We start from the raw sequence: 23,699 nt of genomic DNA on the forward strand, positions 1-23,699 counted from the left end.
AAGATCCTTTCATATGTATTCATTTGTTCAATAATGGTGACAGTACCAAGCTGGATACCGATCGAACGGGAGCTGTTTTGCCCCTTCACTCTTTATCCATTTGGAGTTCTGCCATGTCTCTTAAACCCTTGTTGTTGATCCCGGCCTTGAGTGCGGTCCTGCTGTTGTCGGCGTGTGCCGGCCCGATGCCGAAGGCGGACCCGAGCGAAGCCTGGATCGGCCTGCAAGAGGAGGCGCCCAACGACCTGATGGCCGAGCGGGTAGACGGTAAAAACATTAATGATGGCCGCTACTTCGAAGTGAAACCTGGCGCCCATCGCCTGGATGTCACGTTGTTTGAAGAAGAGGCGGGGGATGACAACCAGCAGGATTGTCGCGGGCATGTCACGTACGGCAACTTCAAGGCCGGTGAACATTACACCTTGGTGGAATCCAGTCTGGGTACCACGGTGCGTGCCGAGTTAAAGGATAGCCACGGCAAGGAATTGGCGCAGACCGATGACTTCAGTTGCATGCCTGGCTAAGGCGTCAGGCGTGGTGCCCGGCAGGTTTGTGCAGTTTGTCGGGCGCTGCGGGTTTTACCTGTGGGTGATGGTGCCGGCGGGTTACGCGCATCACGCCCCAAAGCATGGCGGCGGCGACGGCCAGCCAGCCACAGATCAAAAGTAGAATCGTTGTTGTCAGGCTCATAAGTGCCTCCTTTGCCCGGTACGGGGCACACACTGTCTTCTCAATGGACAGTCTAGCTATCCGCAGGTTGCCTGCTATTGACCAATGGTCGTGTGCATCCAACTTGTTTGCTCTATGGCGGGCCCTTTACTGCGGTACAAGGCTATACCCGCGCCCCTGAGCGTCCTATGATCAGGGCCCACGTCGGCAGTTGATCAAGTGAGTGAAGAAGTTGCGGTTTCCCTTGAACATTAAAACCTCCTGGTGGGTCGCAGCCTGTTTCATGGGGCTGGCGGCCTGCACCTCGCACCCTAAACCCACGAGCATCCCGGGCTTGCCGGAGAGCGTCGAGCTGAAGGGCGTGCCGGCGTTTCGCGGCGAGACTTACCTCGGTGGCCCGGCCGCTCTGGCCAGCATGCTGTCCCAACAAGGCATTGTGATTACACCGGGCCTATTGGATAAGCCTCTGCATCTGCCGGGCGCCGAAGCGGACCTTGAGCGCAACATGCAGGTGTTGGCCCGTGAATACGGGATGCTGGTGTACCCGCTGGAAGATCAACTGCCGGCGCTGCTGGCACAGGTCGCGGCCGGGTACCCGGTGATGGCGCGTATCACCCAGGGCGCGACCTTCTGGGCCGGGCCGCGGTATGTCGTGGTGGTGGGTTACAACAAGCAGAAGAGCATGGTGTTGCTGCGTTCGGGCTTGGAGCGACGCATGTCGATGGATTTCAGCGCGTTTGAGTCGGCGTGGAAAGACGGCGGCAAGTGGGCGGTACTGATTCAGCGGCCCACCCAGTTGCCGGTCAAGGTCGACGCCCAGCGCTGGCAGCAGGCGGCAAGCGCCACGGCCCAGGCCGGGCAGGAGCAGGCCGCGGCCCAGGCGGTCAAGACGCTGGCCAGTCAGGCCAAATAAAAAAACGGCGCTCAAGGGCGCCGTTTTTTATGGGGTTATTTAGCTGTCAGCGCGACTCGGTGACCTGGACATTTGCCCGTGGGCGGTTCTTCAGGTTCTTGTCAGCCTTGTAGCGCAAGGCGACGTCCGGCACCGAGCCACTCTTGCCGGTCTCGACCCAGCTGCGGATGCGACTGGCATCGGCAAAGTGAGTGAACTTGCCGAAGGCGTCCAGGATCACCAGCGACACCGGGCGATTACCCATGCTGGTCACCAGCACCAGGCAGTGGCCGGCCTGGTTGGTAAAGCCGGTCTTGGTCAGCTTGATGTCCCAGTTGGCGCGGTTGATCAGGTGGTCTGTGTTGGAGAAACCCAGGGTGTAGTTGGGCTTGCGGAACGAGACGGTCTTTTCCTTGGTGGTACTCAGCTGGCTGAGCATCGGGTATTTGCGCGCGGCGGCCAGCAGCTTGCTCAAGTCGCGGGCGGTGGACACGTTGTGGATCGACAGGCCGGTGGGTTCTACATAGTGGGTGCTGGTCATGCCCAGCGCCTTGGCCTTGGCGTTCATCGCCGCGATAAAGGCCGGGTAGCCGCCCGGGTAGTGGTGGGCCAGGCTGGCGGCGGCGCGGTTTTCGGAGGACATCAGGGCAATCAGCAACATCTCTTTGCGCGGCATCTCGCTGCCGATCTTGACCCGGGAGAACACGCCTTTCATCTCCGGCGTGTCCTTGATGTTGATGTCGATGTATTCATCCATGTTCTGCTTGGCTTCCAGCACGATCAGGCCGGTCATCAGTTTGCTGACTGAGGCGATCGGCACGATGACATCCGGGTTGCTGGCATAGATGACTTTGTTGGTCTGCAGGTCTACCACCATCGCACTGCCGGAGGCGATGTGCAGGGTGGACATGTCGCGGGGGGCCATAGTGGTTTCGCCGGCGTTCGCGAAGGTGCCTGTAAATGCAAAAAATAGGCTGATGATGGAAAGATGAATTTTCACGCGGATGAACTCGCTAAAAAAAGTAGGGATATACCGTTTTGCACGGACTTTCTGATAAATGCCGTTACATTTTAGGAGTATGGATCAGAAACTGTCGAATGTTCATCTGAAAACAGATGAAAGCCCTTAAAAACTAAGAAAAAAGTACTTTTTATCCGGCCAATAAAAAGCCCTGCGATAAGGCAGGGCTTTTTCAGAGCAGCTGGTTATTAGCTGTGCAGGGTTTCGGCTGCGTACAGGGTATTTTCCAGCAGGCAGGCGCGGGTCATCGGGCCAACACCACCCGGTACCGGGGTGATCCATCCGGCGCGGGGCAGGGCTGTTTCGTACACCACGTCGCCCACCAGCTTGCCGTCGTCCTGGCGGTTGATGCCTACGTCGATAACGATGGCGCCTTCCTTGATCCACTCACCCTTGACCAGGCCCGGTTTGCCGGCAGCAACCACTACCAGGTCGGCGCGGCCAACGTGGCCAGCCAGGTCCTTGGTGAAACGGTGGGTGACGGTCACGGTGCAGCCGGCCAGCAGCAGTTCCATGGCCATCGGGCGACCGACGATGTTCGATGCGCCGACAACGACGGCATCCAGGCCATACAGATCGACGCCGGTGCTTTCCAGCAGGGTCATGATGCCCTTCGGAGTGCACGGGCGCAGCAGCGGAATACGCTGGGCCAGGCGGCCGACGTTATAAGGGTGGAAACCGTCGACGTCTTTGTCCGGGCGGATGCGTTCAAGCAATTTCGACGCGTCCAGGTGCTCGGGCAATGGCAGTTGCAGCAGGATGCCGTCGATGGCCGGATCGTCATTGAGGCTGTCGATCAGGTCGGTGAGGGCCTGCTGGGTGGTGTCGGAATCCAAGTCGTAGGCTTTTGAGATAAAGCCGACCTCTTCACAGTCTTTACGCTTGTGCGAGACATAAACCTGAGAGGCAGGATCGCTGCCGACCAGGATCACCGCGAGGCCCGGCGTGCGCAGGCCTTGTTGGCTGCGCTCGGCGACTCGTTTGGCGATCTGCTGGCGCAGGCTGGCGGCGATTGATTTGCCGTCGATAAGTTGTGCAGTCATTACGCGTGATTAACCATCGAGAGGGGGAAGAAAAGTGCGCGCATTCTCGCATGCCATGGCGCGAGGGCAAAGGCGCTTGGTCTGCAAATTCCCCTAACCCCTTAAATAAAATGAATTTTTTATAAAAAGGATTTGACGGGTTTCGGGTGCATCTATACTATTCGTCGCACTTGTCGGGCACAGCCTAGCACTGGTTAGTTTGTAATCCTCCAAGAGTACAGATTAATAAGGCGCCCGTAGCTCAGCTGGATAGAGCATCCGCCTTCTAAGCGGATGGTCGCAGGTTCGAGTCCTGCCGGGTGCGCCATTAGGCAGCTTTGGCACAAGTAGCGCAATATGGTGGGCGTAGCTCAGTTGGTAGAGCACGGGATTGTGACTCCCGTTGTCGAGGGTTCGATCCCCTTCGTCCACCCCATATTTAAAAGGCGCCAGATTAATAGTCTGGCGCCTTTGCTTTAAAAGCTTCAAGCGCGGATGTGGTGGAATTGGTAGACACACTGGATTTAGGTTCCAGCGCCGCAAGGTGTAAGAGTTCGAGTCTCTTCATCCGCACCAAATAAAGCTTCATGAAAAGCCTGCTGGCTTTCCTGAGGCTCAACAAATAGCCATTTTGACGGGCTTTTTGGTCACGCAATATGGTGGGCGTAGCTCAGTTGGTAGAGCACGGGATTGTGACTCCCGTTGTCGAGGGTTCGATCCCCTTCGTCCACCCCATATTTCGAAAGGCGCCAGATTAATAGTCTGGCGCCTTTTTTGTTTCAGCGGTTTGAGTTTTAACGCAGTCGCAGGTGCTGGGCTGCAAGGGCAGGGCGTTTCGTCGTATTTATGTTTCGCGATGATGCCGCACTGCTCGCTGGCCTTGTCCGCAGGGTCGGTTGTCAGGGAGATGATTGGCAGCTGCTTCTATATATAGAAGGGTTGGCGCAGAGCCCTGGCGTGATGGGATGTATTTGCTACCGGGGCGAGCTGCACTCGTGCATTCGTACCTATAAATTGCCCGCTGTTTTTTTACCCGTTTTCAGTAGGGTGACTTCTTGAGTTTGACCCACTAGAATGCATGCCCTTGATTCTGGGGTCGGAAACGGCCAGCTAACGTCTGTGCAACGAGGAATATCCATGCAAGTTTCTGTTGAAAATACTTCTGCTCTTGAGCGCCGCATGAGCATCACCGTGCCGGCCGAGCGCATCGAGACCCAGGTCAACAAGCGTCTGCAGCAGACTGCCCAAAAGGCCAAGATCGCTGGTTTCCGTCCAGGCAAAGTGCCAATGAGCGAAATCAAGCGCCGCTTCGGTGCTGATGCACGTCAGGAAGCAGTAGGTGACGTGATCCAGGCTTCCTTCTACGAAGCCGTTGTCGAGCAAAAGCTGAACCCGGCTGGCTCGCCTTCCATCGAGCCTAAGTCCCTGGAAGCAGGCAAGGATCTGGAATACGTTGCAATCTTCGAAGTGTTCCCTGAATTCGAAGTTGCCGGTTTCGATTCGATCGCCATCGAGCGCCTGAGCGCTGATGTTGCTGACTCCGATCTGGACAACATGCTGGAAATCCTGCGCAAGCAGAACACTCGTTTTGAAGTGGCCGATCGCGCTGCCCAGAACGAAGACCAGCTGAACATCGATTTCGTTGGCAAGGTTGACGGCGAAGTGTTCGCTGGCGGCTCCGCCAAAGGCACTCAGCTGGTGCTGGGTTCCAACCGCATGATCCCTGGTTTTGAAGACGGCCTGGTTGGCGCCAAAGCTGGCGAAGAGCGCGTTCTGAACCTGACTTTCCCGGCTGACTATCAGAACCTGGACCTGGCTGGCAAAGCCGCCGAGTTCACCGTGACCGTCAACACTGTTTCCGAGCCTAAGCTGCCAGAACTGAACGAAGAGTTCTTCAACCAGTTCGGCATCAAGGAAACTGGCATCGAAGGTTTCCGCACCGAAGTTCGCAAGAACATGGAGCGTGAGCTGCGTCAGGCGATCAAATCCAAGGTCAAGAACCAGGTGATGGACGGTCTGCTGGCCGCCAACCCGATCGAAGTGCCTAAGGCCCTGCTGTCCAACGAAGTTGATCGTCTGCGCGTGCAGGCTGTTCAGCAGTTCGGTGGCAACATCAAGCCTGACCAACTGCCGGCCGAGCTGTTCGAAGAGCAAGCCAAGCGCCGCGTTGTACTGGGTCTGATCGTGGCTGAAGTGGTCAAGCAATTCGACCTCAAGCCTGACGAAACCCGCGTTCGCGAAATGATCCAGGAAATGGCTTCTGCCTACCAGGAGCCTGAGGCTGTTGTGTCCTGGTACTACAAGAACGACCAGCAGCTGAACGAAGTGCGTTCGGTTGTGCTGGAAGAGCAAGTTGTGGATACTGTTCTGCAGAAGGCTAAGGTGACCGATAAAGCGGTCTCTTACGAAGAAGCAGTCAAGCCGGCTGAAGCAGCACAAGCCGACTGATCGCTCAACTCGTTTGAAAATACACCCATAAGCCAGCCTCGCGCTGGCTTATGCGTATTCAAGACATGACTATTTGGGAGTAACTGCAGAGCATGTTCCGTAATTCGTATATTCAGCAGAACTCTGATATCCAGGCCGCTGGCGGCCTGGTCCCGATGGTTGTCGAGCAATCTGCTCGTGGCGAACGCGCCTATGACATCTACTCGCGCCTGCTCAAGGAGCGAGTGATCTTTCTGGTTGGTCCGGTAGAGGACTACATGGCCAACCTGATCTGTGCGCAGCTGCTGTTCCTTGAAGCGGAAAACCCGGACAAGGACATCCATCTCTACATCAACTCCCCGGGCGGTTCGGTAACGGCTGGCATGTCGATCTACGACACCATGCAGTTCATCAAGCCGAACGTATCGACCACCTGTATCGGTCAGGCGTGCAGCATGGGTGCTTTCCTGCTGACCGCTGGTGCTGAGGGCAAGCGTTACTGCCTGCCGAACTCTCGCGTGATGATTCACCAGCCACTGGGCGGTTTCCAGGGCCAGGCATCGGACATCGAAATCCATGCCAAGGAAATCCTCTTTATTCGTGAGCGTCTCAACACGCTGATGGCCAAACATAGCGGGCATACCCTGGAAGAGATCGAGCGCGACACCAACCGTGACAATTTCATGAGCGCCGAAGCGGCTCGTGAATACGGGTTGATCGACGCAGTGATCGAAAAGCGCCCCGCTTAATATAAGCAGCTCAAAATAGGGCTGGTCGGCAGGTCCGACCACCAGTGGGCTTGAAAAAGCCCTCAATAGCCTTCATCTTGTGTTGCAAGCCTATCGGATTTGGATCGAACGAATGACTGACACCCGCAACGGCGAGGACAACGGCAAGCTGCTCTATTGCTCCTTCTGTGGCAAAAGCCAGCATGAAGTACGCAAGTTGATTGCCGGCCCCTCGGTCTTTATCTGCGACGAGTGCGTCGACCTGTGCAATGACATCATCCGTGAGGAGGTGCAGGAAGCCCAGGCCGAAAGCAGCGCGCATAAATTGCCTTCGCCTAAAGAAATCAGCGGCATCCTTGATCAGTATGTGATTGGTCAAGAGCGTGCAAAGAAGGTTCTGGCCGTAGCGGTGTACAACCACTACAAGCGTCTGAACCAGCGTGACAAGAAAAGTGACGACGTCGAGCTCGGCAAAAGCAACATCTTGCTGATCGGTCCTACAGGCTCGGGTAAAACCCTGCTTGCAGAAACCTTGGCTCGCCTGCTGAACGTTCCCTTCACCATCGCCGACGCAACCACTCTTACCGAGGCCGGTTACGTAGGTGAAGATGTCGAGAACATCATTCAGAAGTTGCTGCAGAAATGCGATTACGACGTGGAAAAGGCCCAGATGGGCATTGTCTACATCGATGAAATCGACAAGATTTCGCGCAAATCCGACAACCCGTCGATCACCCGGGACGTTTCCGGTGAAGGCGTGCAGCAAGCGCTGTTGAAACTGATCGAAGGTACAGTTGCTTCCGTACCGCCACAAGGCGGCCGCAAGCATCCACAGCAGGAATTCCTTCAGGTTGATACGCGCAACATCCTGTTCATCTGTGGCGGTGCGTTCTCCGGTCTGGAAAAGGTTATTCAAAACCGTTCCACCCGTGGTGGCATTGGCTTCAGTGCAGAAGTACGCAGCAAGGAAGAAGGCAAGAAAGTCGGTGAATCCCTGCGTGAAGTCGAGCCTGACGATTTGGTCAAGTTCGGTCTGATCCCGGAATTCGTTGGCCGTCTGCCGGTCCTGGCGACGTTGGACGAGCTGGATGAGGCTGCGTTGATGCAGATCCTCACCGAGCCGAAAAACGCCCTGACCAAGCAATACGCCAAGCTGTTCGAGATGGAAGGTGTGGACCTCGAGTTCCGTGCTGACGCGCTCAAATCGGTGGCCAAGCGGGCACTGGAGCGCAAGACCGGCGCCCGTGGTTTGCGCTCGATCCTCGAAGGCGTACTGCTCGACACCATGTATGAAATCCCCTCGCAGTCCGAGGTGAGTAAAGTGGTGATCGACGAAAGCGTTATAGAAGGTAAGTCCAAGCCACTGTATATCTACGAAAACAGTGAGCCGGCTGCCAAGGCTGCGCCAGACGCGTAAGCGTTGCACCGCCGAGCTGTACAAAATAAAGGGGCCTTAACGGGCCCCTTTGTTTTTACTGCGTTTAACTGATGCCATTACGCTTGTTTTTTTTGCAGGCAGCCCCCATCTTGGTTTCAAGTTACTTTCATCTGTCATAGAGGCGAAATCATGAAGACAACCATCGAATTGCCTCTCCTGCCGTTGCGTGATGTCGTCGTCTATCCGCACATGGTTATCCCGCTGTTCGTGGGGCGCGAGAAGTCTATCGAAGCCCTCGAGGCCGCGATGACGGGCGACAAGCAGATCCTGCTGCTGGCCCAGAGAAATCCTGCTGACGATGATCCGGGCGAAGATGCCCTGTATCGCGTTGGTACCGTTGCAACTGTCCTGCAACTGCTCAAGCTGCCTGATGGCACCGTCAAGGTGCTGGTGGAAGGTGAGCAGCGCGGTGCGGTCGAGCGCTTCATGGAAGTGGACGGCCACCTGCGTGCCGAAGTGGCGCTGATCGACGAAGTCGATGCCCCTGAGCGCGAATCCGAAGTGTTCGTTCGCAGCCTGCTGTCCCAGTTCGAGCAATACGTACAACTGGGAAAGAAAGTCCCCGCAGAAGTCCTCTCTTCCCTCAACAGCATTGATGAGCCAAGCCGCCTGGTCGACACCATGGCCGCGCACATGGCGCTGAAAATCGAGCAGAAGCAGGACATTCTCGAAATCATCGATTTGTCTGCCCGGGTCGAACACGTCCTGGCGCTGCTGGATGCCGAAATCGACCTGCTGCAGGTCGAGAAGCGCATTCGCGGCCGTGTCAAAAAGCAAATGGAGCGCAGCCAGCGCGAGTACTACCTGAATGAGCAGATGAAGGCCATTCAGAAAGAGCTGGGTGACAGCGAGGAAGGCCACAACGAAATCGAAGAGCTGAAAAAGCGCATCGATGCCGCCGGCCTGCCAAAAGACGCCTTGATCAAGGCCACTGCCGAGCTGAACAAGCTCAAGCAAATGTCGCCGATGTCGGCCGAAGCCACCGTGGTTCGCTCTTATATCGACTGGCTGGTGCAAGTGCCGTGGAAGGCCCAGACCAAAGTACGCCTGGACCTGGCCCGCGCCGAAGATATTCTGGACGCCGATCACTACGGCCTCGAAGAAGTCAAAGAACGCATCCTCGAATACCTCGCCGTGCAAAAGCGCGTGAAGAAAATTCGTGGCCCGGTGTTGTGCCTGGTCGGTCCTCCTGGTGTGGGTAAAACCTCGCTGGCTGAGTCGATTGCTCACGCAACAAACCGTAAATTCGTACGCATGGCCTTGGGTGGTGTGCGTGATGAAGCGGAAATTCGTGGTCATCGCCGGACTTATATCGGTTCGATGCCAGGAAGATTGATTCAAAAGATGACAAAGGTGGGTGTGCGCAACCCGCTGTTCCTGCTTGATGAAATCGACAAAATGGGCAGCGACATGCGTGGCGATCCGGCCTCTGCCTTGCTGGAAGTGCTCGACCCCGAGCAGAACCACAATTTCAACGACCATTACCTGGAAGTCGACTACGACCTGTCCGACGTAATGTTCCTGTGCACCTCCAACTCGATGAATATTCCGCCAGCCTTGCTGGACCGGATGGAGGTGATTCGTCTGCCGGGTTACACCGAAGACGAGAAGATCAACATCGCTGTCAAATACCTTTCGCCCAAGCAGATTGCGGCCAACGGCCTGAAAAAAGGCGAGATCGAATTTGATGCCGACGCGATCCGCGACATCATTCGTTTCTACACCCGCGAGGCCGGTGTACGGGGCCTTGAGCGTCAACTGGCGAAGATCTGCCGCAAGGCCGTGAAGGAACATGCGCTGGAAAAACGCTTCTCGGTGAAGGTCACCGCTGAGCTGCTGGAACACTTCCTGGGCGTGCGCAAATTCCGTTACGGCCTGGCTGAGCAGCAGGACCAGGTGGGTCAGGTCACGGGCCTGGCGTGGACTCAAGTGGGCGGCGAATTGCTGACCATCGAGGCCGCTGTTATCCCGGGCAAAGGGCAATTGATCAAGACCGGTTCCCTGGGTGACGTGATGGTCGAATCCATCACCGCCGCGCAGACCGTGGTGCGCAGCCGCGCGAAGAGCCTGGGAATCCCCCTGGACTTCCACGAGAAGCACGACACCCACATCCACATGCCGGAAGGGGCGACGCCGAAAGACGGCCCTAGCGCAGGCGTAGGCATGTGCACGGCACTGGTATCAGCCCTGACCGGCATTCCGGTGCGCGCCGATGTTGCCATGACTGGGGAAATAACCCTGCGTGGGCAAGTGCTGGCCATTGGTGGCCTCAAAGAGAAATTGTTGGCTGCACACCGTGGTGGTATCAAGACCGTGATCATTCCTGAAGAGAATGTTCGCGACTTGAAGGAGATTCCTGACAATATCAAGCAGGATCTGCAGATTAAACCGGTTAAATGGATTGACGAGGTCCTGCAAATTGCGCTGCAATACGCGCCGGAGCCCTTGCCGGATGTGGCTCCGGAGATAGTTGCAAAAGATGAAAAGCGCGAGACTGACTCTAAGGAAAGAATTAGCACGCATTAATACGTTTAAGCCTGGGGGCTTCCTTGACAGCTTTTTAGAGCCCTTGTTATAAAGCGGCTCTTAAGTGTCTGTAGGCCATTCAGCACTGGTTTTTGCTTTCACCAAAAAACTTAGAATCATACTCAATAGATATAAGGGGACTTAGAGTGAACAAGTCGGAACTGATTGATGCTATCGCTGCATCTGCTGATATCCCGAAAGCCGCTGCTGGCCGTGCGCTGGACGCAGTAATCGAATCCGTCACTGGCGCTCTCAAGGCCGGCGACTCTGTGGTACTGGTTGGTTTCGGTACTTTCTCTGTGACCGACCGCCCAGCTCGCACTGGTCGTAACCCACAGACTGGCAAGGCTCTGCAAATCGCCGCTGCCAAAAAGCCAGGTTTCAAAGCCGGTAAAGCCCTGAAAGAAGCCGTTAACTAAGCTTCGCTCAAGCCTTACCCATCCGGGTCGGACGCAGGTCTGACCTGGCAGCGGAGCGGCAGCTGACCCAAGTATCCATCGGGTCGCCACGCCGGGGGTGTGGGTTCAAACCCCCGTCCGCTCCGCCAGTTACGAGAAGGCGCATCCTCGGATGCGCCTTTCTTCTATCCGGACTCTACCCACGCTCCACGGTTGCCTAATTTTGAAGTTCAACCGTTTCTGGGGGACGCATGCTGCAGAATATCAGGGACAATTCACAAGGCTGGATTGCCAAGACCATTATCGGGATCATCGTCGCATTGATGGCGTTTACCGGTATCGAGGCTATTTTTCAGGCTTCGACCAACAACAAGCAGGACGTGGCCAAGGTCAACGGTGAAGAAATCACCCAAAGTGAACTGGGCCAGGCCGTCGACATGCAACGTCGTCAGCTGATGCAACAGCTGGGCAAGGACTTCGATGCTTCCTTGCTGGACGAAAAGCTGCTGCGCGACGCCGCGCTCAAGAGCCTGATCGATCGCAAACTGCTGCTGCAGGGCGCGGCCGATTCGAAATTCGCTTTCTCCGAAGCCGCGCTGGATCAAGTGATCCTGCAGACACCGGAATTCCAGGTGGATGGCCAGTTCAACGCTGAGCGTTTCGACCAGGTGATCCGTCAGCTGGGCTATAGCCGTATGCAATTCCGCCAGATGCTGAGCCAGGAAATGCTGATCGGCCAGGTTCGTGCTGGTATTGCCGGCAGCGGTTTTGTGACTGATGCCGAAGTGCTGGCTTTTGCCCGTCTGGAAAAACAGACCCGCGATTTCGCCACCGCCAGCGTCAAGGCCAACCCTGCGGCGGTGAAACTCACCGACGACGAGGTCAAGGCTTACTATGACCAGCACGCCAAAGAGTTCATGACCCCGGACCAGGTGGTCATCGACTATCTGGAGCTGAAGAAGGCTTCCTTCTTCGACCAGGTCGCGGTCAAGGACGATGAGCTGCAGGCTCTCTATCAGAAAGAAACCGCCAACCTCGCTGAACAGCGTCGCGCGGCGCACATCCTGATTGAAGTCAACGACAAGACCACCGACGAGCAGGCCAAGGCCAAGATCGAAGAGATCCAGGCACGCCTGGCCAAAGGCGAGAAGTTCGAAGCCCTGGCCAAAGAGTTCTCCCAGGATCCGGGTTCTGCAAACAACGGCGGTGACCTCGGTTTCGCCGGCCCTGGCGTCTACGACCCAGCCTTCGAAACAGCGCTGTACGCGTTGAACAAGGACCAGGTTTCGGCGCCGGTGCGTTCGAGCTTCGGCTGGCACCTGATCAAGCTGTTGGGCGTTGAGGCACCTGAAGTGCCATCGTTCGCCAGCCTGAAAGACAAGCTGACCCGCGAGCTCAAGACCCAGCAGGTTGAACAGCGTTTCGTCGACGCGACCAAGCAACTGGAAGACGCTGCATTCGAAGCTTCCGACCTGGCCCAACCGGCGTCGGACCTGAAGCTGACCGTGCACACCTCCGCGCCATTCGGCCGTGAAGGTGGCGAAGGCATTGCTGCCAACCGTGCCGTGGTGACCGCTGCATTCAGCCCTGAAGTACTGGATGAAGGTGCCAACAGCACCGCCATCGAGCTGGATCCGGAAACCATCGTGGTGCTGCGTGCCAAAGAGCACTTGAAGCCTACTCAGCTGCCGCTGGAAAGCGTTGCCACTGCCATCCGTGCCCAGTTAACCAAGGAGCGCGCAAGCGCTGCGGCGAAGACTCACGCGGACGAGCTGATTGCCAACCTGCGTGATGGCAAGACACCGCTGAATCAGCCGGTGGATGGCCAGGCCTGGAAAGTCACCGAAGCGGCCACCCGTGGCCAGGAAGGCGTCGAGCCAGCCGTGCTGCAAGCCCTGTTCCGCATGCCAAAGCCTGCGGCCAAGGACAAGCCAACCTTCACCAGCGTGACTCTGCCAGACGGTAGCCTGGTGATCGTGCGCTTGAACGCAGTCAACGAAGCCGCTGCCCCGACCGATGACGAGAAGGCTCAGTACCGCCGCTTCCTCGCGTCGCGTGTGGGCCAGCAAGACTTCGCCGCGTATCGCAAGCAGTTGGAAACCAAGGCTGAGATCAAGAAGTTCTGATCTCGTTACTGCCTGAATAAAAAGACCCCGGCCTGAAGAGGCCGGGGTCTTTTTTTATCCACTCAAGCAGCTGACTGAACCAGTCCTTGATTCAACGCGCAAACTTGAGCTTGCCCCAACTCAAGCCAATCACAGCCGCCAGGGTCGAAGCGCTCAGCACACTCAGCTTGGCAGCCGACAGCAGCGTCGGATCGGAGAAGGCCAGCGACGAGATGAAAATCGACATGGTGAAACCAATCCCGGCCAACAGGCCGACCAGGGCGACGCCGTTCCAGGTCACGCCTTCCGGCAGTTGGCAGATGTTCAGTTTGACCAGCACGAAACTCGCCAGCATCACCCCCAGCGGCTTGCCGAGCACCAAGGCCAGGATGACGCCCATGAACACGCCGTGGGGCAGCGGGTCGTCCAGATTGAACCCTTGCAGGCTCACCCCCGCGTTGGCCAGGGCAAACAGCGGCATGACGCCGAAGGCTACCCACGGGTGTAACCCGGCTTGAATCCGCTGCACCGGCGGCAACATTTCCCGCTGGGCCTGTCTCAACTGCTGCAACGGTTTGGCCACCTCATGAGCGCTTTCAGCGGGATGCGAAAGCCGGTCCATCAGTTCGTTAAAGGTGCGACCGATGGTGTCCAGCGGGCGTTCACGGGTGGGCCTCGAAATGACAGGCGTCATCAAGCCAAGCACCACGCCGGCGAGCGTAGGATGTACACCTGTCTTCAGCAGCCCGAACCAGACAATCGCCCCGGGCAGCAGGTACACAACCGCCTTGCCAATCCCCATCCGCTGAAAAATCAGCACCAGTGCCAGCCCGCAGGCCGCGATCACCAGGCCCATGTAGTCCAGGCTCGCGGTGTAGAAGATCGCAATGATCAGGATGGCGACGATGTCATCAATGATCGCCAACGCCAGCAACAGAATGCGCACGCCGGCCGGAATGGATTTACCCAACAGCGCCAGCACACCTACGGCAAACGCGATGTCGGTGGCGGTGGGCACCGCCCAGCCGCTGGCCGCTTCAGTGCCATGGTTGAGCAGGGTATAGAGCAGCGCCGGCATCAGCACGCCACCGAGTGCAGCGCCCAAGGGCAGGGTGGCCAGTTTCAGGTTGGCGAGTGCACCGTCCCTGATCTCCTGGCGAATCTCGGCGCCCACCACCAGGAAGAAGATGGTCATCAGCCCGTCGTTCACCAGGAAGTGCAACGAGCGCGAGACCGTGAAGTCTCCCAGCCCGATAGTGAGTTGGGTGTTCCAGAAGTGTTCGTAGGAATCGGCGATGGGGCTGTTGGCCCAGATCAGCGCGACAATCGCCGCCAGCAGCAGCACGATGCCGCTGACGGCCTCGATGCGTGAAAACCGCTCCAATGCAGACAGGGCGCCTTCGACCAAAACCTGGGGGCGAGGAATAGCAGGGTGTTTATCAGGCACGACAAGTCTCCATTGGCGGCCCGACCAATGCTTATCCTTTAACCTGCGCTGTGCCGTATGCAGCAGCGCACCCAGGGCGATCATAAGAGTTAAGAAACATTACGTCACGTTTCGTTTAAACATCGGTTAAACGCAGCGTCGCCATCAGGGCCAGCACGACCAACGCGACGACCGCCCACGGAAACGCTGTCACGCCCCAACCCTGTAGCAACATGCCGCCGAGCAGTCCACCGCCGGCGATGCCCAGGTTCCACACCGTCACCAGCATCGACTGCGCGGCATCGGCTGAATCCCCGGCCGACTTGGCCAGCGCTGTTTGCAGCAATGCCGGCAGGCCGCCAAACGCCAGCCCCCATAACGCCACTGTGGTGTAGATCACGGTCGCCGAGGTGATCCAGAACGCCAGCGCCAGGGCCGACAGTGCGAACATTGCGCAGCTGATCACCAACAACGCACGCAGCCGCTGATCAATCAACGCGCCGACAATCCAGATGCCCAGCAGCGCCGCCAGGCCAAATACCAGCAACACCTGATCGATGTCCGCCGCAATCCCGGCAGGTACCAGGAATGGCGCTATATAGGTGTAGAGAATGTTATGGGCCAGCACGTAGGTAAGGGTCACAAACAGCACCGGACGAATCCCGGGCAGGGCCAGCACCTGGCGTAGCCCCAAGCGTTTTTCCGCCCGCTGCCCGGCAAAGTCCGGGACCTGCCAGCGCACCCAGGCCAGCAGCACAACCGTAAGACCGGTCATGATCGCAAAGCTCAGACGCCAGCCCACCGTGGTGCCCAGGAATGTCCCGGCGGGCACGCCCAGTGACAGCGCCAACGGCGCCCCAAGCATGGCCACGGCAATCGCCCGGCCTTGCAAGTGTGGCGCAACCATGCGGCTGGCGTAACCGGCGAGCAGCGCCCAAAGCAACCCCGCGAACACCCCGGCGAAGAACCTCGCCACCAGGGTCAGCAGGTAATCGCTGGAAAACGCTGTCACGCTGTTAACCAAGGCAAACCCGCCGATGGCAATCATCAGCAACGGCCGCCTGCGCCAGCCCCGGGTGGCGATGGTCAGGGGAATCGCGGCCAGCAGCGAACCAAGGGCGTAAAGGGTCACCAACTGGCCCACCAAGGCGTCGGACACCCCGAGCCCGGCGCCCATTTGCGGGAGCAAGCCCGCTGGCATGGCTTCGGTGAGGATGGTGATGAAGCCGGCGGTTGCCAATGCCAGCAAACCGCCCAGTGGCAGGCGTTCACGGCTCGCCGCAAGGGCCGGGGAGGGTAAGGCGTTGTCGCTCATGTTTATTGGCTCCGGGTTTCAAACGAAAGGGCAGGGAGCCAGAGTAGGGTGCTGCGCGGTGTAGAAAAACAGGCTAAGGTTCCGAACTTATCGGACGCCAACGTCCGCAATCCTCGGGAGCGAGACGATGGACAGCCTCGGCAGTATTTCAGTGTTTGTGCAGGTGGCGGAAACCCGCAGCTTTACCGAGGCCGGGCGCCTGCTGGGAGTGTCGTCCTCGGCGATTGGCAAAAGCATTGCGCGCATCGAAGAGCGCCTGGGTGTGCGCCTGTTCCATCGCAGCACCCGCAGTATCACGTTAACCAGCGAGGGCGCGCTGTTTCTCGAACGCTCCCGACGGATCCTGGCCGAAGTCGAGGCCGCAGAGCAGGAGCTGAGCCAGGCATCCGCCACACCAAAAGGCAAGCTGCGCGTCAGCCTGCCCCAAGTGCGGGGCCTGTTGATGCCGGTGCTGACGGACTTCATGCGGGCCTATCCCGAGATCGAACTGGACGTGGACTTCTCCGACCGCATGGTGGATGTGATCGAGGAAGGCTTCGATGCGGTGATCCGTACCGGCAAACCCGAGGATTCGCGCTTGATGGCACGCCATCTCGGGTATTACCGCCTGGTGCTGGTGGCGTCCCCGGAATACCTGCGTCTGCACGGCACACCGCGCCAGCCCCGGGACTTGAATGACCACGCCTGTTTGCGCCACAAGTTCTGCGCCACCGGCAAGCTGGAAGCCTGGCCATTGCGCCCCGAACCTGGCCTGCCGGAGCCGGTCCTGCGAGCGCCGCTGGTCTCCACCACCATCGAATCGCTGATGTACGTGGCCCATGCAGGCCTGGGGATTGCCTGCCTGCCGGACTTCATGGTCCGCGAGTCGGTTGAGCAGGGCCGGCTGCAACGGGTGCTGGACTATTACCTGGACCACAGCGGCAGCTTCTGGATGCTCTGGCCATCAAGTCGCCATGCTTCGGCGAAATTGCGCGTGTTTATTGACCATATGGGCGAGCGGCTTTTTCCCGCAGACACCGTCCCATAAGGCTGTGACGTTTTACCGACAGGAATTCGCGCGCCAAGGCCACGTTCTGTTGCACAATACCGCCCTGACTGTTTTCCTCAGGATTTTCGATGTCGACATCATTTCACTTGCGTAGCCTCGGGTTGGCGCTGGTGCTGGCGGGCGCTGCGGGCTGCTCGTCACCCAAGACCGCTATTTATGAACATGAGAATTTCGACGACTCCGGTACGTTTTCCCGGGATTACCCGGTCAGTGATACCGCCGCCTGCGAAGCGGCGCGGCGTGCGCTGTTGAGCCAGGGTTACATCATTACCAGTAGCGATCCAAAGCTGGTGGCAGGTAACAAGAGCTTCCAGCAGACCGGCGAAACTCACCTGCAGATCAGTTTCAACGTGGTGTGTGCCGACGATGGCAGTGGCAATCATCACTCGACGATGTTCGCCAACGCCTTGCAGGATCGCTACGCGCTGAAGAAGGTCAACAACTCCGCGAGTCTCGGCGTGGGTGTGTTGGGCTCGGTGTCGATGCCGATTGGCTCCACCGATGACTCGATGGTCAAGGTGGCCAGCGAGACGGTGTCTGCGCCAAAGTTCTATGAGCGTTATTTCGCGCTGGTGGATGTTTTCCTGCCCCAGGAAGTGAAAAAGGCTGCGCATATTCCAGAGAAGCCCAAGGCTGACCTGGGCATTCCAGAACCGAAGGCAGCTCCGGTGGCCGATAAGGTGGAGGCGCCTAAAGAAGCGCCGAAAGAAGTGCCCGCCACCCCGGCTGCCCCCGTGACGCCGGCGGTTGAGCCAGCGGCATCGGAGCCGGTCGTACCGCCGGCAGAACCTGCACCGATTGCGCCAAAGGAAACCCCGGCACCTGCGCCGGAGGCTACCCAACCAACGCTGCCGGCGCCGACCGAAGCGATTCCGCCTCTGCCGACGCCTGCGCAGTAACTACACCGCTACGGGGTTGGCCTTGTCGACGTTGATCTCGTAGCGGCTGATCGCCTCCGCCACCTTGGTGCGGCTGATCAGGCCGTCATCCGCCAGCGCCTTCAAGGCCGCCAGTGCAATGAAGTAACGGTCCACCTCGAAGAACTCGCGCAAAGTTTCGCGGGTATCCGATTGGCCGAAGCCATCAGTGCCCAGCGCCACAAAGCGCCGGCCCGGCACGAACGGGCGGATCTGATCAGCAAATATCTTCATGTAGTCGGTAGCGACCACCACGGGCCCGGCCTGGCCCTCAAGGCACTGTTCGACATAGCTGGTACGCGGTTCGCTTTCCGGGTGCAACAGGTTCCAGCGCTCCACGGCATGGCCTTCCCGGCGCAGCTCGGTCAGGCTGGTGACGCTCCACACATCACTGGCCACGGCGAAGTCATCCCGCAGCAAATCAGCGGCGGCGATGACTTCCCGCAGGATCGAACCGCTGCCCATCAGCTGTACCCGTGGTTGCGGGGAGTCTTCAGCCGCCTTCAACCGATACATGCCCTTGAGAATTCCATCCTCGACGCCGTCGGGCATCGCCGGGTGCGGGTAGTTTTCGTTGAGCAGGGTGATGTAGTAGTAAATGTCCTCTTGCTCGACGTACATCCGGCGCATGCCCTCGCGAATGATCACTGCGAGTTCGAAGGCAAAGGTCGGGTCGTAGGAAATGCAGCACGGGATCACCGATGACAGCACATGGCTGTGGCCATCGTCATGCTGCAAACCTTCGCCCATCAAGGTCGTGCGCCCGGCGGTGGCCCCCAGCAGGAAACCCCGTGCCCGAGCATCGCCCGCGGCCCAGGCCAGGTCACCCACTCGCTGGAAGCCGAACATCGAATAGAAGATGTAGAACGGTACGGTCATCAACCCGTGGTTGGCGTAGGACGTACTCGCGGCGATCCACGAGGAAATGGCGCCGGATTCATTCAGGCCTTCCTGCATGATCTGTCCGTCCTTGCTCTCCTTGTAGTAGGAAAGCTGACCGGCATCCTGTGGGGTGTAGAGCTGGCCGACCGCGGAGTGAATGCCGATCTGGCGGAACAGGCTTTCCATGCCGAAGGTGCGGGACTCGTCCGGCACGATCGGCACGATCAACTTGCCCAGATTCGGGTCCTTGAGCAGGGTGCCGAGGATGCGCACGAAGGCCATGGTGGTTGAAATCGAGCGCTCGCCGGTGTCCTTGAGCTGGGTGGCGAAGGCTTCCAGTTCCGGGATCTTCAACGACTCGACCGCGCTGTGGCGAGCCGGTACGTAACCCCCTAACGACTGGCGGCGCGCGGCGAAATAGCGCGCTTCTTCGCTGTCGGCAGCGGGTTTGAGATAAGGGATTTCGGCCAGTTGATCGTCGGCCACTTCCAGTCCGAAGCGGTCGCGGAAAGCTTTGACGGCTTCAGCGCCCATCTTTTTCAATTGGTGGTTGATGTTCTGGCCTTCGCCGGCCTCGCCCATGCCGAAGCCCTTGACGGTTTTCGCGAGGATCACTGTAGGCTGGCCGCTATGGCGCACGGCGGCGGCATAGGCGTTGTAGACCTTGTCCGGGTCATGGCCGCCTCGTGAGAGTTTCCAGATATCGTCGTCGGACATGTCCGCCACCAGCGCCAGCAACTCCGGGTATTTGCCGAAGAAGTGTTCCCGCACGTAGGCGCCGTTTTGCGATTTGTAGTTCTGATAGTCGCCGTCCACACACTCCATCATGCGCTGGCGCAGCAAGCCGCTTTTATCCTTTTCCAGCAGCGCATCCCAGCCGCCGCCCCAGATCACCTTGATCACGTTCCAGCCGGCGGCGCGGTACAGGCTTTCGAACTCCTGGATCACCTTGGCATTGCCACGCACCGGGCCATCGAGTCGTTGCAGGTTGCAGTTGACCACGAAGATCAGGTTGTCGAGTTTCTCGCGCCCGGCCAGGGAGATAGATGCCAGGGATTCCGGCTGATCCATCTCGCCATCACCGAGGAATGCCCACACCTTTCGGCCCTGGTGTTGCTTGAGGTCGCGGAACTCCAGGTAGCGCATGAAGCGCGCCTGGTAGGCGGCGGTGATCGGTCCGAGGCCCATGGATACTGTAGGAAACTGCCAGAAATCGGGCATCAGCCGTGGGTGCGGATAGGACGATAAACCGTCGCCGCCGGCTTCCCGTCGGAAGTTGTCCAGTTGCGCTTCGCTGATTCGGCCTTCGAGGTACGCACGCCCGTAAATGCCCGGCGCCGAGTGGCCCTGGATGTACACCAGGTCGCCATCGAACCTCTCGGTACGCCCACGGAAAAAGTGGTCGAAGCCTACGTCATACAGCACGGCAGCCGACGCGTAGGTCGCGATATGCCCACCCACGCCGGAATGTTTGCCGGCGCGCAGCACCATGGCCATCGCGTTCCAGCGAATAAACGCATTCAGCCGCCGCTCGGTGGCCAGGTTGCCGGGGTAGGGCAACTGGCGGTCCACCGGGATGGTGTTGACGTAAGGCGTGGTCACCCGCCCGTAGAAGTCGCCATGCCGCGCCACGTCGAAATCCAGCAACTGATCAATCAGGTAATGCGCGCGCGGGCGGCCTTCGGTGGACAGCACCGATTCGATGGACTCCAGCCATTCGCGGGTTTCCTGTGGATCGTCGTCGAGGCGTACTGCAGTGTTCGGGGTCATGTCAGGCTCCAGGGTGGACGGGTTTCAGCGTGTGGGCTCCTTGTGGGAGCTTCGCGAATGTAGTTGCAATTGCAACTACATGACTGAATCTAGCGCGGGATGAGCTACTATTGCAACCTTCTTGAAATTCCCCGGATGGTGTTGCATGTCGTCGAAAGAGCCTGATGTCTGGTTCCGTTTTGTTCGGGCCCACAGGACGGTCATCCGTGAAATCGAGCGGCGCCTGGCCGATGCCGGTCTGCCGCCGTATGCCTGGTACGACGCTTTATGGGGCCTGGAAAGTGGCCCCGATGGCACCCGGCGCATGCATGAATTGGCCGATGTGCTGGCCATCGAACGCTACAACCTGACGCGCCTGGTGGACCGCCTGGAAAAGGACGGCCTGGTGGTGCGTTCGCGCTCCGACGGTGACGGTCGTGCAGCCTTTGTATCGATCACCGATGCGGGCCGGGTGTTGCGTAAAAAGATGTGGAAAATCTACGAAAGCAGCGTGGATGAGTTGTTTTTGTCGCAGCTCGACAGCGAGCAACGCCGGGGCTTTGCCGAGGCGCTGGAACGCACGGCGGGGCTGGCGATGGAGGCGGGCGTGCAGACCCGTGGGCGGCGTAAGACCTGAAGCAAAGACTCCAGGCGACGAAGATCCAGTGTGGGAGCGGGCTTGCTCGCGAAAGCGGTGTGTCAGCAACAGAAAGATCAACAGGCACACCGACTTCGCGAGCAAGCCCGCTCCCACATTTGATCTGTGATGGATTACAGATCGTCATTTCAGGTGATATCGATTCAGGGCGGCTTCTACCTGTTCTGCTTCGATAAGGCCGTCATCCGCCAAAGCCTTCAATGCCAGCGCCGCGATCCAATATCGACCGGGTGCTGACGCCTCTATCGAGCCCGCGCCTAACGCCACAAACCGCGCATCCACATACCCCGCCAACTGATCGACGATCGGCTGCGGATACCCGGTGACCGCGACCACCGGCGCGCCATCCCCAGCCAGGCAATCCCTTAGATGGCAACTGCGCTTCGGTGCCAACGGGTGCAGGCGATTCCAGCGTTGCGCCGCCTCCGCCTCGCGGGCCAGCCGTGTGTAGCTGGGGCAGCTCCACAGTTGCGTCTCGACGTTCCACTCCGTTTCTAGCAACCGCGCGGCGTGCACGACTTCTTCAAACGCTCGACCCGCGCCCAGCAACCGCACCTTCAACTCGCTCGTGTATGAGCGTCGGACCCTGTACGTGCCCCTGAGCGCATGGTCACAATCCTGCGGGCTCAACCTCGGCCCGTCGTGCTGGTCGTGCAGTGCCAGGTAGTAAAACCCCGACTGGCCGTCGACATACAGCGCCTGCAAACCTGCCAGCACAATCGCCCGGGCTTCCTCGCCGGAGGCCGGGTCATAAGGTGTGCAGTGGGGATTGCTGGCCAGCCATAAGGGCAGTGAAGGGGAGGGCCGGGTTTCATTGTCGTTGCACAAGATGCCCCGCTGGCGGGTTTCGCTGGACAGTGCGCGCAACTGCGCCGATGACGCGGCCGTGTGCAGGTACAACATGGGCTTTTCCCCGGTGTTGCGCGCGAACCACGTGGGCCAGCTCATCACCCGGCGAGAGCGCGACTGGCCGCGAATCACCCACGCCTGCCGGCTGGACTCCAGGGTGTTAGCCATGGTCATCACGCTATACAGCGGCGAACAGCGGGGCTGCTGCATTGCATTCAGGGCGTCGATACAGATCAGGGCAGAGCGTGCGGTGCTGGCAGTCATGAGCAAGGTCGCTTGGCAACGGGTGCCCTTACCCTAATGGAATTCGGTTTGTGATTGCAATTGCAATGATTGCAGTTGCATCTAAAATTCATCCGGCTAAATCAACCCAACCCTGCTACGTTTAATCTTGAAGTGCAGGAACGTCATGCCACGGACATTTTTTCGTCATGACGGCACTTTAGGCTGGTTGTGCAGGTCACTTAGCAACCCCTTTTCATAAAACAAGGAGTCAACAATGGACGATTACCAGGAAGAATTGCTGGAGTACCACGCCTTCGAACTGGATCCGCTGGATCCGGCCGATGATGCAACCGAGCTGTAAGACAGACGTCAGGCGGAATGCCGCTGACTGCGGCGAAATTCCCCTGGGGTCTGGCTGTTCCAGCGCTTGAAGGCCCGTTGAAAGGCTTCCGCTGAGGCAAAACCGAGTAAATAGGCAATTTCACCGAATGCCAGTTCGGTATCGCGAATATAGGTCATGGCCAGGTCGCGGCGAGTGTCATTGAGAATCGCCCGGAACTGAGTCCCTTCTTCCGCCAGCTTGCGCCGCAAGGTCCAGGTCGGCAGTTTCAAGCGTGCCGCCACTTCTTCCAGGTCGGGTTCCCGGCCACCATTGAGCATCGGCCCGAGCAACCGGGTAATACGCTCGCGCAGGCTGCGGGTGCGCGTCAACTGCTCCAATTCCCGTTCACACAACTGCACCAGTAATTGCCAGGTACTCGGGCAATGTTCCGGGTTGCGCATGGCCAGGGTTTGCTGGCTCAGGCGCAGTTGATTGTGCTCGGCGCCAAACTGGATCGGGCAGTCCCCCAGCACGCTATAGCGTTCGCTGTAGTCGGGGGCCTCGAATTCGATTTCGATGCGCTGCGCCTGCACCGGTTGCAAGCTTATGCTCGACAATTGATGCAGCCAGCCGGCGATGATCGAGTCCACCACGAAGCGGTTGTACGCGTTGTACGGGCTGATGGAATAGAAGCGCAGCCAAGCGCCGTCAGTGTCCTCGTGAAAGCTCGACTGGCCTCGATAGTTGGAGCCGTACAAGGCTTCGAAGCGCGTCAGGGTGCGGGCGGCTTCGCGAACGGTGGGCGCTTGGGCGGCGGTGACACCGGCGAGGCCGGCCTGGCTCAAGCGGCTGAGCTGGCCCATGCGCAGGCCCAGGCTGGAGTCGCCGGTCAGCTGGATGGCGGCGTGGCCCAGGCGCATATAACGCGGGATCGACAAGCGAGCACCCGCCTCGGCCAGGCGCGCAGGGTCAAAGCCGTATTGCAGCAACAACGGTTGCGGGTCCAGGCCATGGCTGTGGATCGCATCGGCCAAGGTGTGGACAAAACCCACCGACAGGTCCCCAAGCCGCACCGGTTTCAT

19 protein-coding genes and 4 tRNA genes are annotated in these 23,699 nt (G+C 58.8%); 15 read left to right on the forward strand and 8 right to left on the reverse strand.

The window, feature by feature from the left end:
- Window positions 1–113: 113 nt before the first annotated feature.
- The gene (locus tag HBJ59_RS06940; protein ID WP_017476929.1) at window positions 114–524 is read left to right on the forward strand and encodes a hypothetical protein; all 411 of its coding nucleotides are present in this window, start codon (window positions 114–116) and stop codon (window positions 522–524) included.
- A 4-nt stretch (window positions 525–528) separates the two neighbouring features.
- On the opposite strand, the gene HBJ59_RS06945 is transcribed toward HBJ59_RS06940, so the two are convergent.
- The gene (locus HBJ59_RS06945) at window positions 529–690 is read right to left on the reverse strand and encodes a hypothetical protein (RefSeq protein WP_167663083.1); all 162 of its coding nucleotides are present in this window, start codon (window positions 688–690) and stop codon (window positions 529–531) included.
- Window positions 691–952: 262 nt separating this feature from the next.
- Between HBJ59_RS06945 and HBJ59_RS06950 the strand changes: the two genes are divergently transcribed.
- Window positions 953–1,582: a peptidase C39 family protein gene (locus tag HBJ59_RS06950; RefSeq protein WP_167663438.1), complete on the forward strand. Its 630-nt coding sequence runs from the start codon at window positions 953–955 to the stop codon at window positions 1,580–1,582.
- 46 nt (window positions 1,583–1,628) lie between these two features.
- Here HBJ59_RS06950 and pbpG read toward each other — a convergent pair whose 3' ends face one another.
- Window positions 1,629–2,561, reverse strand: coding sequence for a D-alanyl-D-alanine endopeptidase (pbpG, locus tag HBJ59_RS06955; protein WP_076014240.1), 933 nt, complete (start codon window positions 2,559–2,561; stop codon window positions 1,629–1,631).
- 209 nt (window positions 2,562–2,770) lie between these two features.
- Window positions 2,771–3,625 carry a bifunctional methylenetetrahydrofolate dehydrogenase/methenyltetrahydrofolate cyclohydrolase FolD gene (gene folD / locus HBJ59_RS06960; protein WP_076014239.1) on the reverse strand — a complete coding sequence of 285 codons (855 nt, stop codon included), beginning with the start codon at window positions 3,623–3,625 and terminating at the stop codon, window positions 2,771–2,773.
- Between the two features lie 230 nt (window positions 3,626–3,855).
- On the opposite strand from folD, the gene HBJ59_RS06965 reads away from it, so the two are divergent.
- The 10 genes from HBJ59_RS06965 to HBJ59_RS07010 all read left to right on the forward strand — a co-directional run bounded on the left by HBJ59_RS06965 (window position 3,856) and on the right by HBJ59_RS07010 (window position 13,247).
- A tRNA-Arg gene (locus HBJ59_RS06965) sits at window positions 3,856–3,932 on the forward strand.
- A 32-nt stretch (window positions 3,933–3,964) separates the two neighbouring features.
- A tRNA-His gene (locus HBJ59_RS06970) sits at window positions 3,965–4,040 on the forward strand.
- Window positions 4,041–4,095: 55 nt separating this feature from the next.
- Window positions 4,096–4,180: transfer RNA gene (locus tag HBJ59_RS06975), tRNA-Leu, on the forward strand.
- An 83-nt stretch (window positions 4,181–4,263) separates the two neighbouring features.
- Window positions 4,264–4,339 (forward strand) — tRNA-His (locus HBJ59_RS06980).
- A 402-nt stretch (window positions 4,340–4,741) separates the two neighbouring features.
- Window positions 4,742–6,052: a trigger factor gene (gene tig, locus HBJ59_RS06985; RefSeq protein ID WP_076014238.1), complete on the forward strand. Its 1,311-nt coding sequence runs from the start codon at window positions 4,742–4,744 to the stop codon at window positions 6,050–6,052.
- Window positions 6,053–6,144: 92 nt separating this feature from the next.
- Complete coding sequence (gene clpP, locus HBJ59_RS06990) at window positions 6,145–6,780, forward strand: ATP-dependent Clp endopeptidase proteolytic subunit ClpP (RefSeq protein ID WP_003174822.1); 636 nt, start codon at window positions 6,145–6,147, stop codon at window positions 6,778–6,780.
- A 112-nt stretch (window positions 6,781–6,892) separates the two neighbouring features.
- Complete coding sequence (gene clpX / locus HBJ59_RS06995; RefSeq protein WP_003207856.1) at window positions 6,893–8,176, forward strand: ATP-dependent Clp protease ATP-binding subunit ClpX; 1,284 nt, start codon at window positions 6,893–6,895, stop codon at window positions 8,174–8,176.
- Between the two features lie 150 nt (window positions 8,177–8,326).
- Window positions 8,327–10,723 (forward strand): endopeptidase La, encoded by a 2,397-nt coding sequence (gene lon / locus HBJ59_RS07000; RefSeq protein WP_167663084.1) that lies wholly within the window; start codon window positions 8,327–8,329, stop codon window positions 10,721–10,723.
- Window positions 10,724–10,869: 146 nt separating this feature from the next.
- Window positions 10,870–11,142 (forward strand): HU family DNA-binding protein, encoded by a 273-nt coding sequence (locus tag HBJ59_RS07005; RefSeq protein ID WP_003174819.1) that lies wholly within the window; start codon window positions 10,870–10,872, stop codon window positions 11,140–11,142.
- A gap of 230 nt (window positions 11,143–11,372) precedes the next feature.
- Window positions 11,373–13,247, forward strand: a complete 1,875-nt coding sequence (locus tag HBJ59_RS07010) for a SurA N-terminal domain-containing protein (protein ID WP_167663085.1) — start codon at window positions 11,373–11,375, stop codon at window positions 13,245–13,247.
- Window positions 13,248–13,338: 91 nt separating this feature from the next.
- Here HBJ59_RS07010 and nhaA read toward each other — a convergent pair whose 3' ends face one another.
- A complete protein-coding gene (nhaA, locus tag HBJ59_RS07015; RefSeq protein ID WP_167663086.1) occupies window positions 13,339–14,673 on the reverse strand; it encodes a Na+/H+ antiporter NhaA in 1,335 nt (444 codons plus the stop codon).
- 115 nt (window positions 14,674–14,788) lie between these two features.
- The gene (locus HBJ59_RS07020; protein WP_076014234.1) at window positions 14,789–15,967 is read right to left on the reverse strand and encodes an MFS transporter; all 1,179 of its coding nucleotides are present in this window, start codon (window positions 15,965–15,967) and stop codon (window positions 14,789–14,791) included.
- 127 nt (window positions 15,968–16,094) lie between these two features.
- Between HBJ59_RS07020 and HBJ59_RS07025 the strand changes: the two genes are divergently transcribed.
- Both HBJ59_RS07025 and HBJ59_RS07030 read left to right on the forward strand, forming a co-directional pair.
- Complete coding sequence (locus HBJ59_RS07025; RefSeq protein ID WP_076014233.1) at window positions 16,095–16,994, forward strand: LysR family transcriptional regulator; 900 nt, start codon at window positions 16,095–16,097, stop codon at window positions 16,992–16,994.
- A gap of 89 nt (window positions 16,995–17,083) precedes the next feature.
- Window positions 17,084–17,914, forward strand: coding sequence for a DUF2242 domain-containing protein (locus HBJ59_RS07030; RefSeq protein ID WP_076014232.1), 831 nt, complete (start codon window positions 17,084–17,086; stop codon window positions 17,912–17,914).
- On the opposite strand, the gene aceE is transcribed toward HBJ59_RS07030, so the two are convergent.
- Complete coding sequence (gene aceE / locus HBJ59_RS07035; protein WP_167663087.1) at window positions 17,915–20,584, reverse strand: pyruvate dehydrogenase (acetyl-transferring), homodimeric type; 2,670 nt, start codon at window positions 20,582–20,584, stop codon at window positions 17,915–17,917.
- Between the two features lie 145 nt (window positions 20,585–20,729).
- On the opposite strand from aceE, the gene HBJ59_RS07040 reads away from it, so the two are divergent.
- Window positions 20,730–21,200: a MarR family winged helix-turn-helix transcriptional regulator gene (locus HBJ59_RS07040; protein WP_008431958.1), complete on the forward strand. Its 471-nt coding sequence runs from the start codon at window positions 20,730–20,732 to the stop codon at window positions 21,198–21,200.
- A 144-nt stretch (window positions 21,201–21,344) separates the two neighbouring features.
- Here HBJ59_RS07040 and HBJ59_RS07045 read toward each other — a convergent pair whose 3' ends face one another.
- Both HBJ59_RS07045 and HBJ59_RS07050 read right to left on the reverse strand, forming a co-directional pair.
- On the reverse strand, window positions 21,345–22,334 hold the full coding sequence (locus HBJ59_RS07045; RefSeq protein ID WP_167663088.1) for a pyruvate dehydrogenase: 990 nt from the start codon (window positions 22,332–22,334) through the stop codon (window positions 21,345–21,347).
- A 330-nt stretch (window positions 22,335–22,664) separates the two neighbouring features.
- Window positions 22,665–23,699, reverse strand: a complete 1,035-nt coding sequence (locus tag HBJ59_RS07050; RefSeq protein WP_167663089.1) for an AraC family transcriptional regulator — start codon at window positions 23,697–23,699, stop codon at window positions 22,665–22,667.

Source organism: Pseudomonas sp. AN3A02 (assembly GCF_011765255.1).
In the GTDB taxonomy this organism is placed as follows: domain Bacteria; phylum Pseudomonadota; class Gammaproteobacteria; order Pseudomonadales; family Pseudomonadaceae; genus Aquipseudomonas.

Coding starts and splice junctions, on each gene's coding strand:
- HBJ59_RS07040 (WP_008431958.1), top strand. CDS start 20,730: ATGTCGTCGAAAGAGCCTGATGTCTGGTTCCGTTTTGTTCGGGCCCAC.
- HBJ59_RS07045 (WP_167663088.1), bottom strand. CDS start 22,334: ATGACTGCCAGCACCGCACGCTCTGCCCTGATCTGTATCGACGCCCTG.
- HBJ59_RS07030 (WP_076014232.1), top strand. CDS start 17,084: ATGTCGACATCATTTCACTTGCGTAGCCTCGGGTTGGCGCTGGTGCTG.
- aceE (WP_167663087.1), bottom strand. CDS start 20,584: ATGACCCCGAACACTGCAGTACGCCTCGACGACGATCCACAGGAAACC.
- tig (WP_076014238.1), top strand. CDS start 4,742: ATGCAAGTTTCTGTTGAAAATACTTCTGCTCTTGAGCGCCGCATGAGC.
- HBJ59_RS06945 (WP_167663083.1), bottom strand. CDS start 690: ATGAGCCTGACAACAACGATTCTACTTTTGATCTGTGGCTGGCTGGCC.
- HBJ59_RS07010 (WP_167663085.1), top strand. CDS start 11,373: ATGCTGCAGAATATCAGGGACAATTCACAAGGCTGGATTGCCAAGACC.
- HBJ59_RS07025 (WP_076014233.1), top strand. CDS start 16,095: ATGGACAGCCTCGGCAGTATTTCAGTGTTTGTGCAGGTGGCGGAAACC.
- clpX (WP_003207856.1), top strand. CDS start 6,893: ATGACTGACACCCGCAACGGCGAGGACAACGGCAAGCTGCTCTATTGC.
- folD (WP_076014239.1), bottom strand. CDS start 3,625: ATGACTGCACAACTTATCGACGGCAAATCAATCGCCGCCAGCCTGCGC.
- HBJ59_RS07020 (WP_076014234.1), bottom strand. CDS start 15,967: ATGAGCGACAACGCCTTACCCTCCCCGGCCCTTGCGGCGAGCCGTGAA.
- lon (WP_167663084.1), top strand. CDS start 8,327: ATGAAGACAACCATCGAATTGCCTCTCCTGCCGTTGCGTGATGTCGTC.
- HBJ59_RS06950 (WP_167663438.1), top strand. CDS start 953: ATGGGGCTGGCGGCCTGCACCTCGCACCCTAAACCCACGAGCATCCCG.
- HBJ59_RS07050 (WP_167663089.1), bottom strand. CDS start 23,699: ATGAAACCGGTGCGGCTTGGGGACCTGTCGGTGGGTTTTGTCCACACC.
- clpP (WP_003174822.1), top strand. CDS start 6,145: ATGTTCCGTAATTCGTATATTCAGCAGAACTCTGATATCCAGGCCGCT.
- HBJ59_RS06940 (WP_017476929.1), top strand. CDS start 114: ATGTCTCTTAAACCCTTGTTGTTGATCCCGGCCTTGAGTGCGGTCCTG.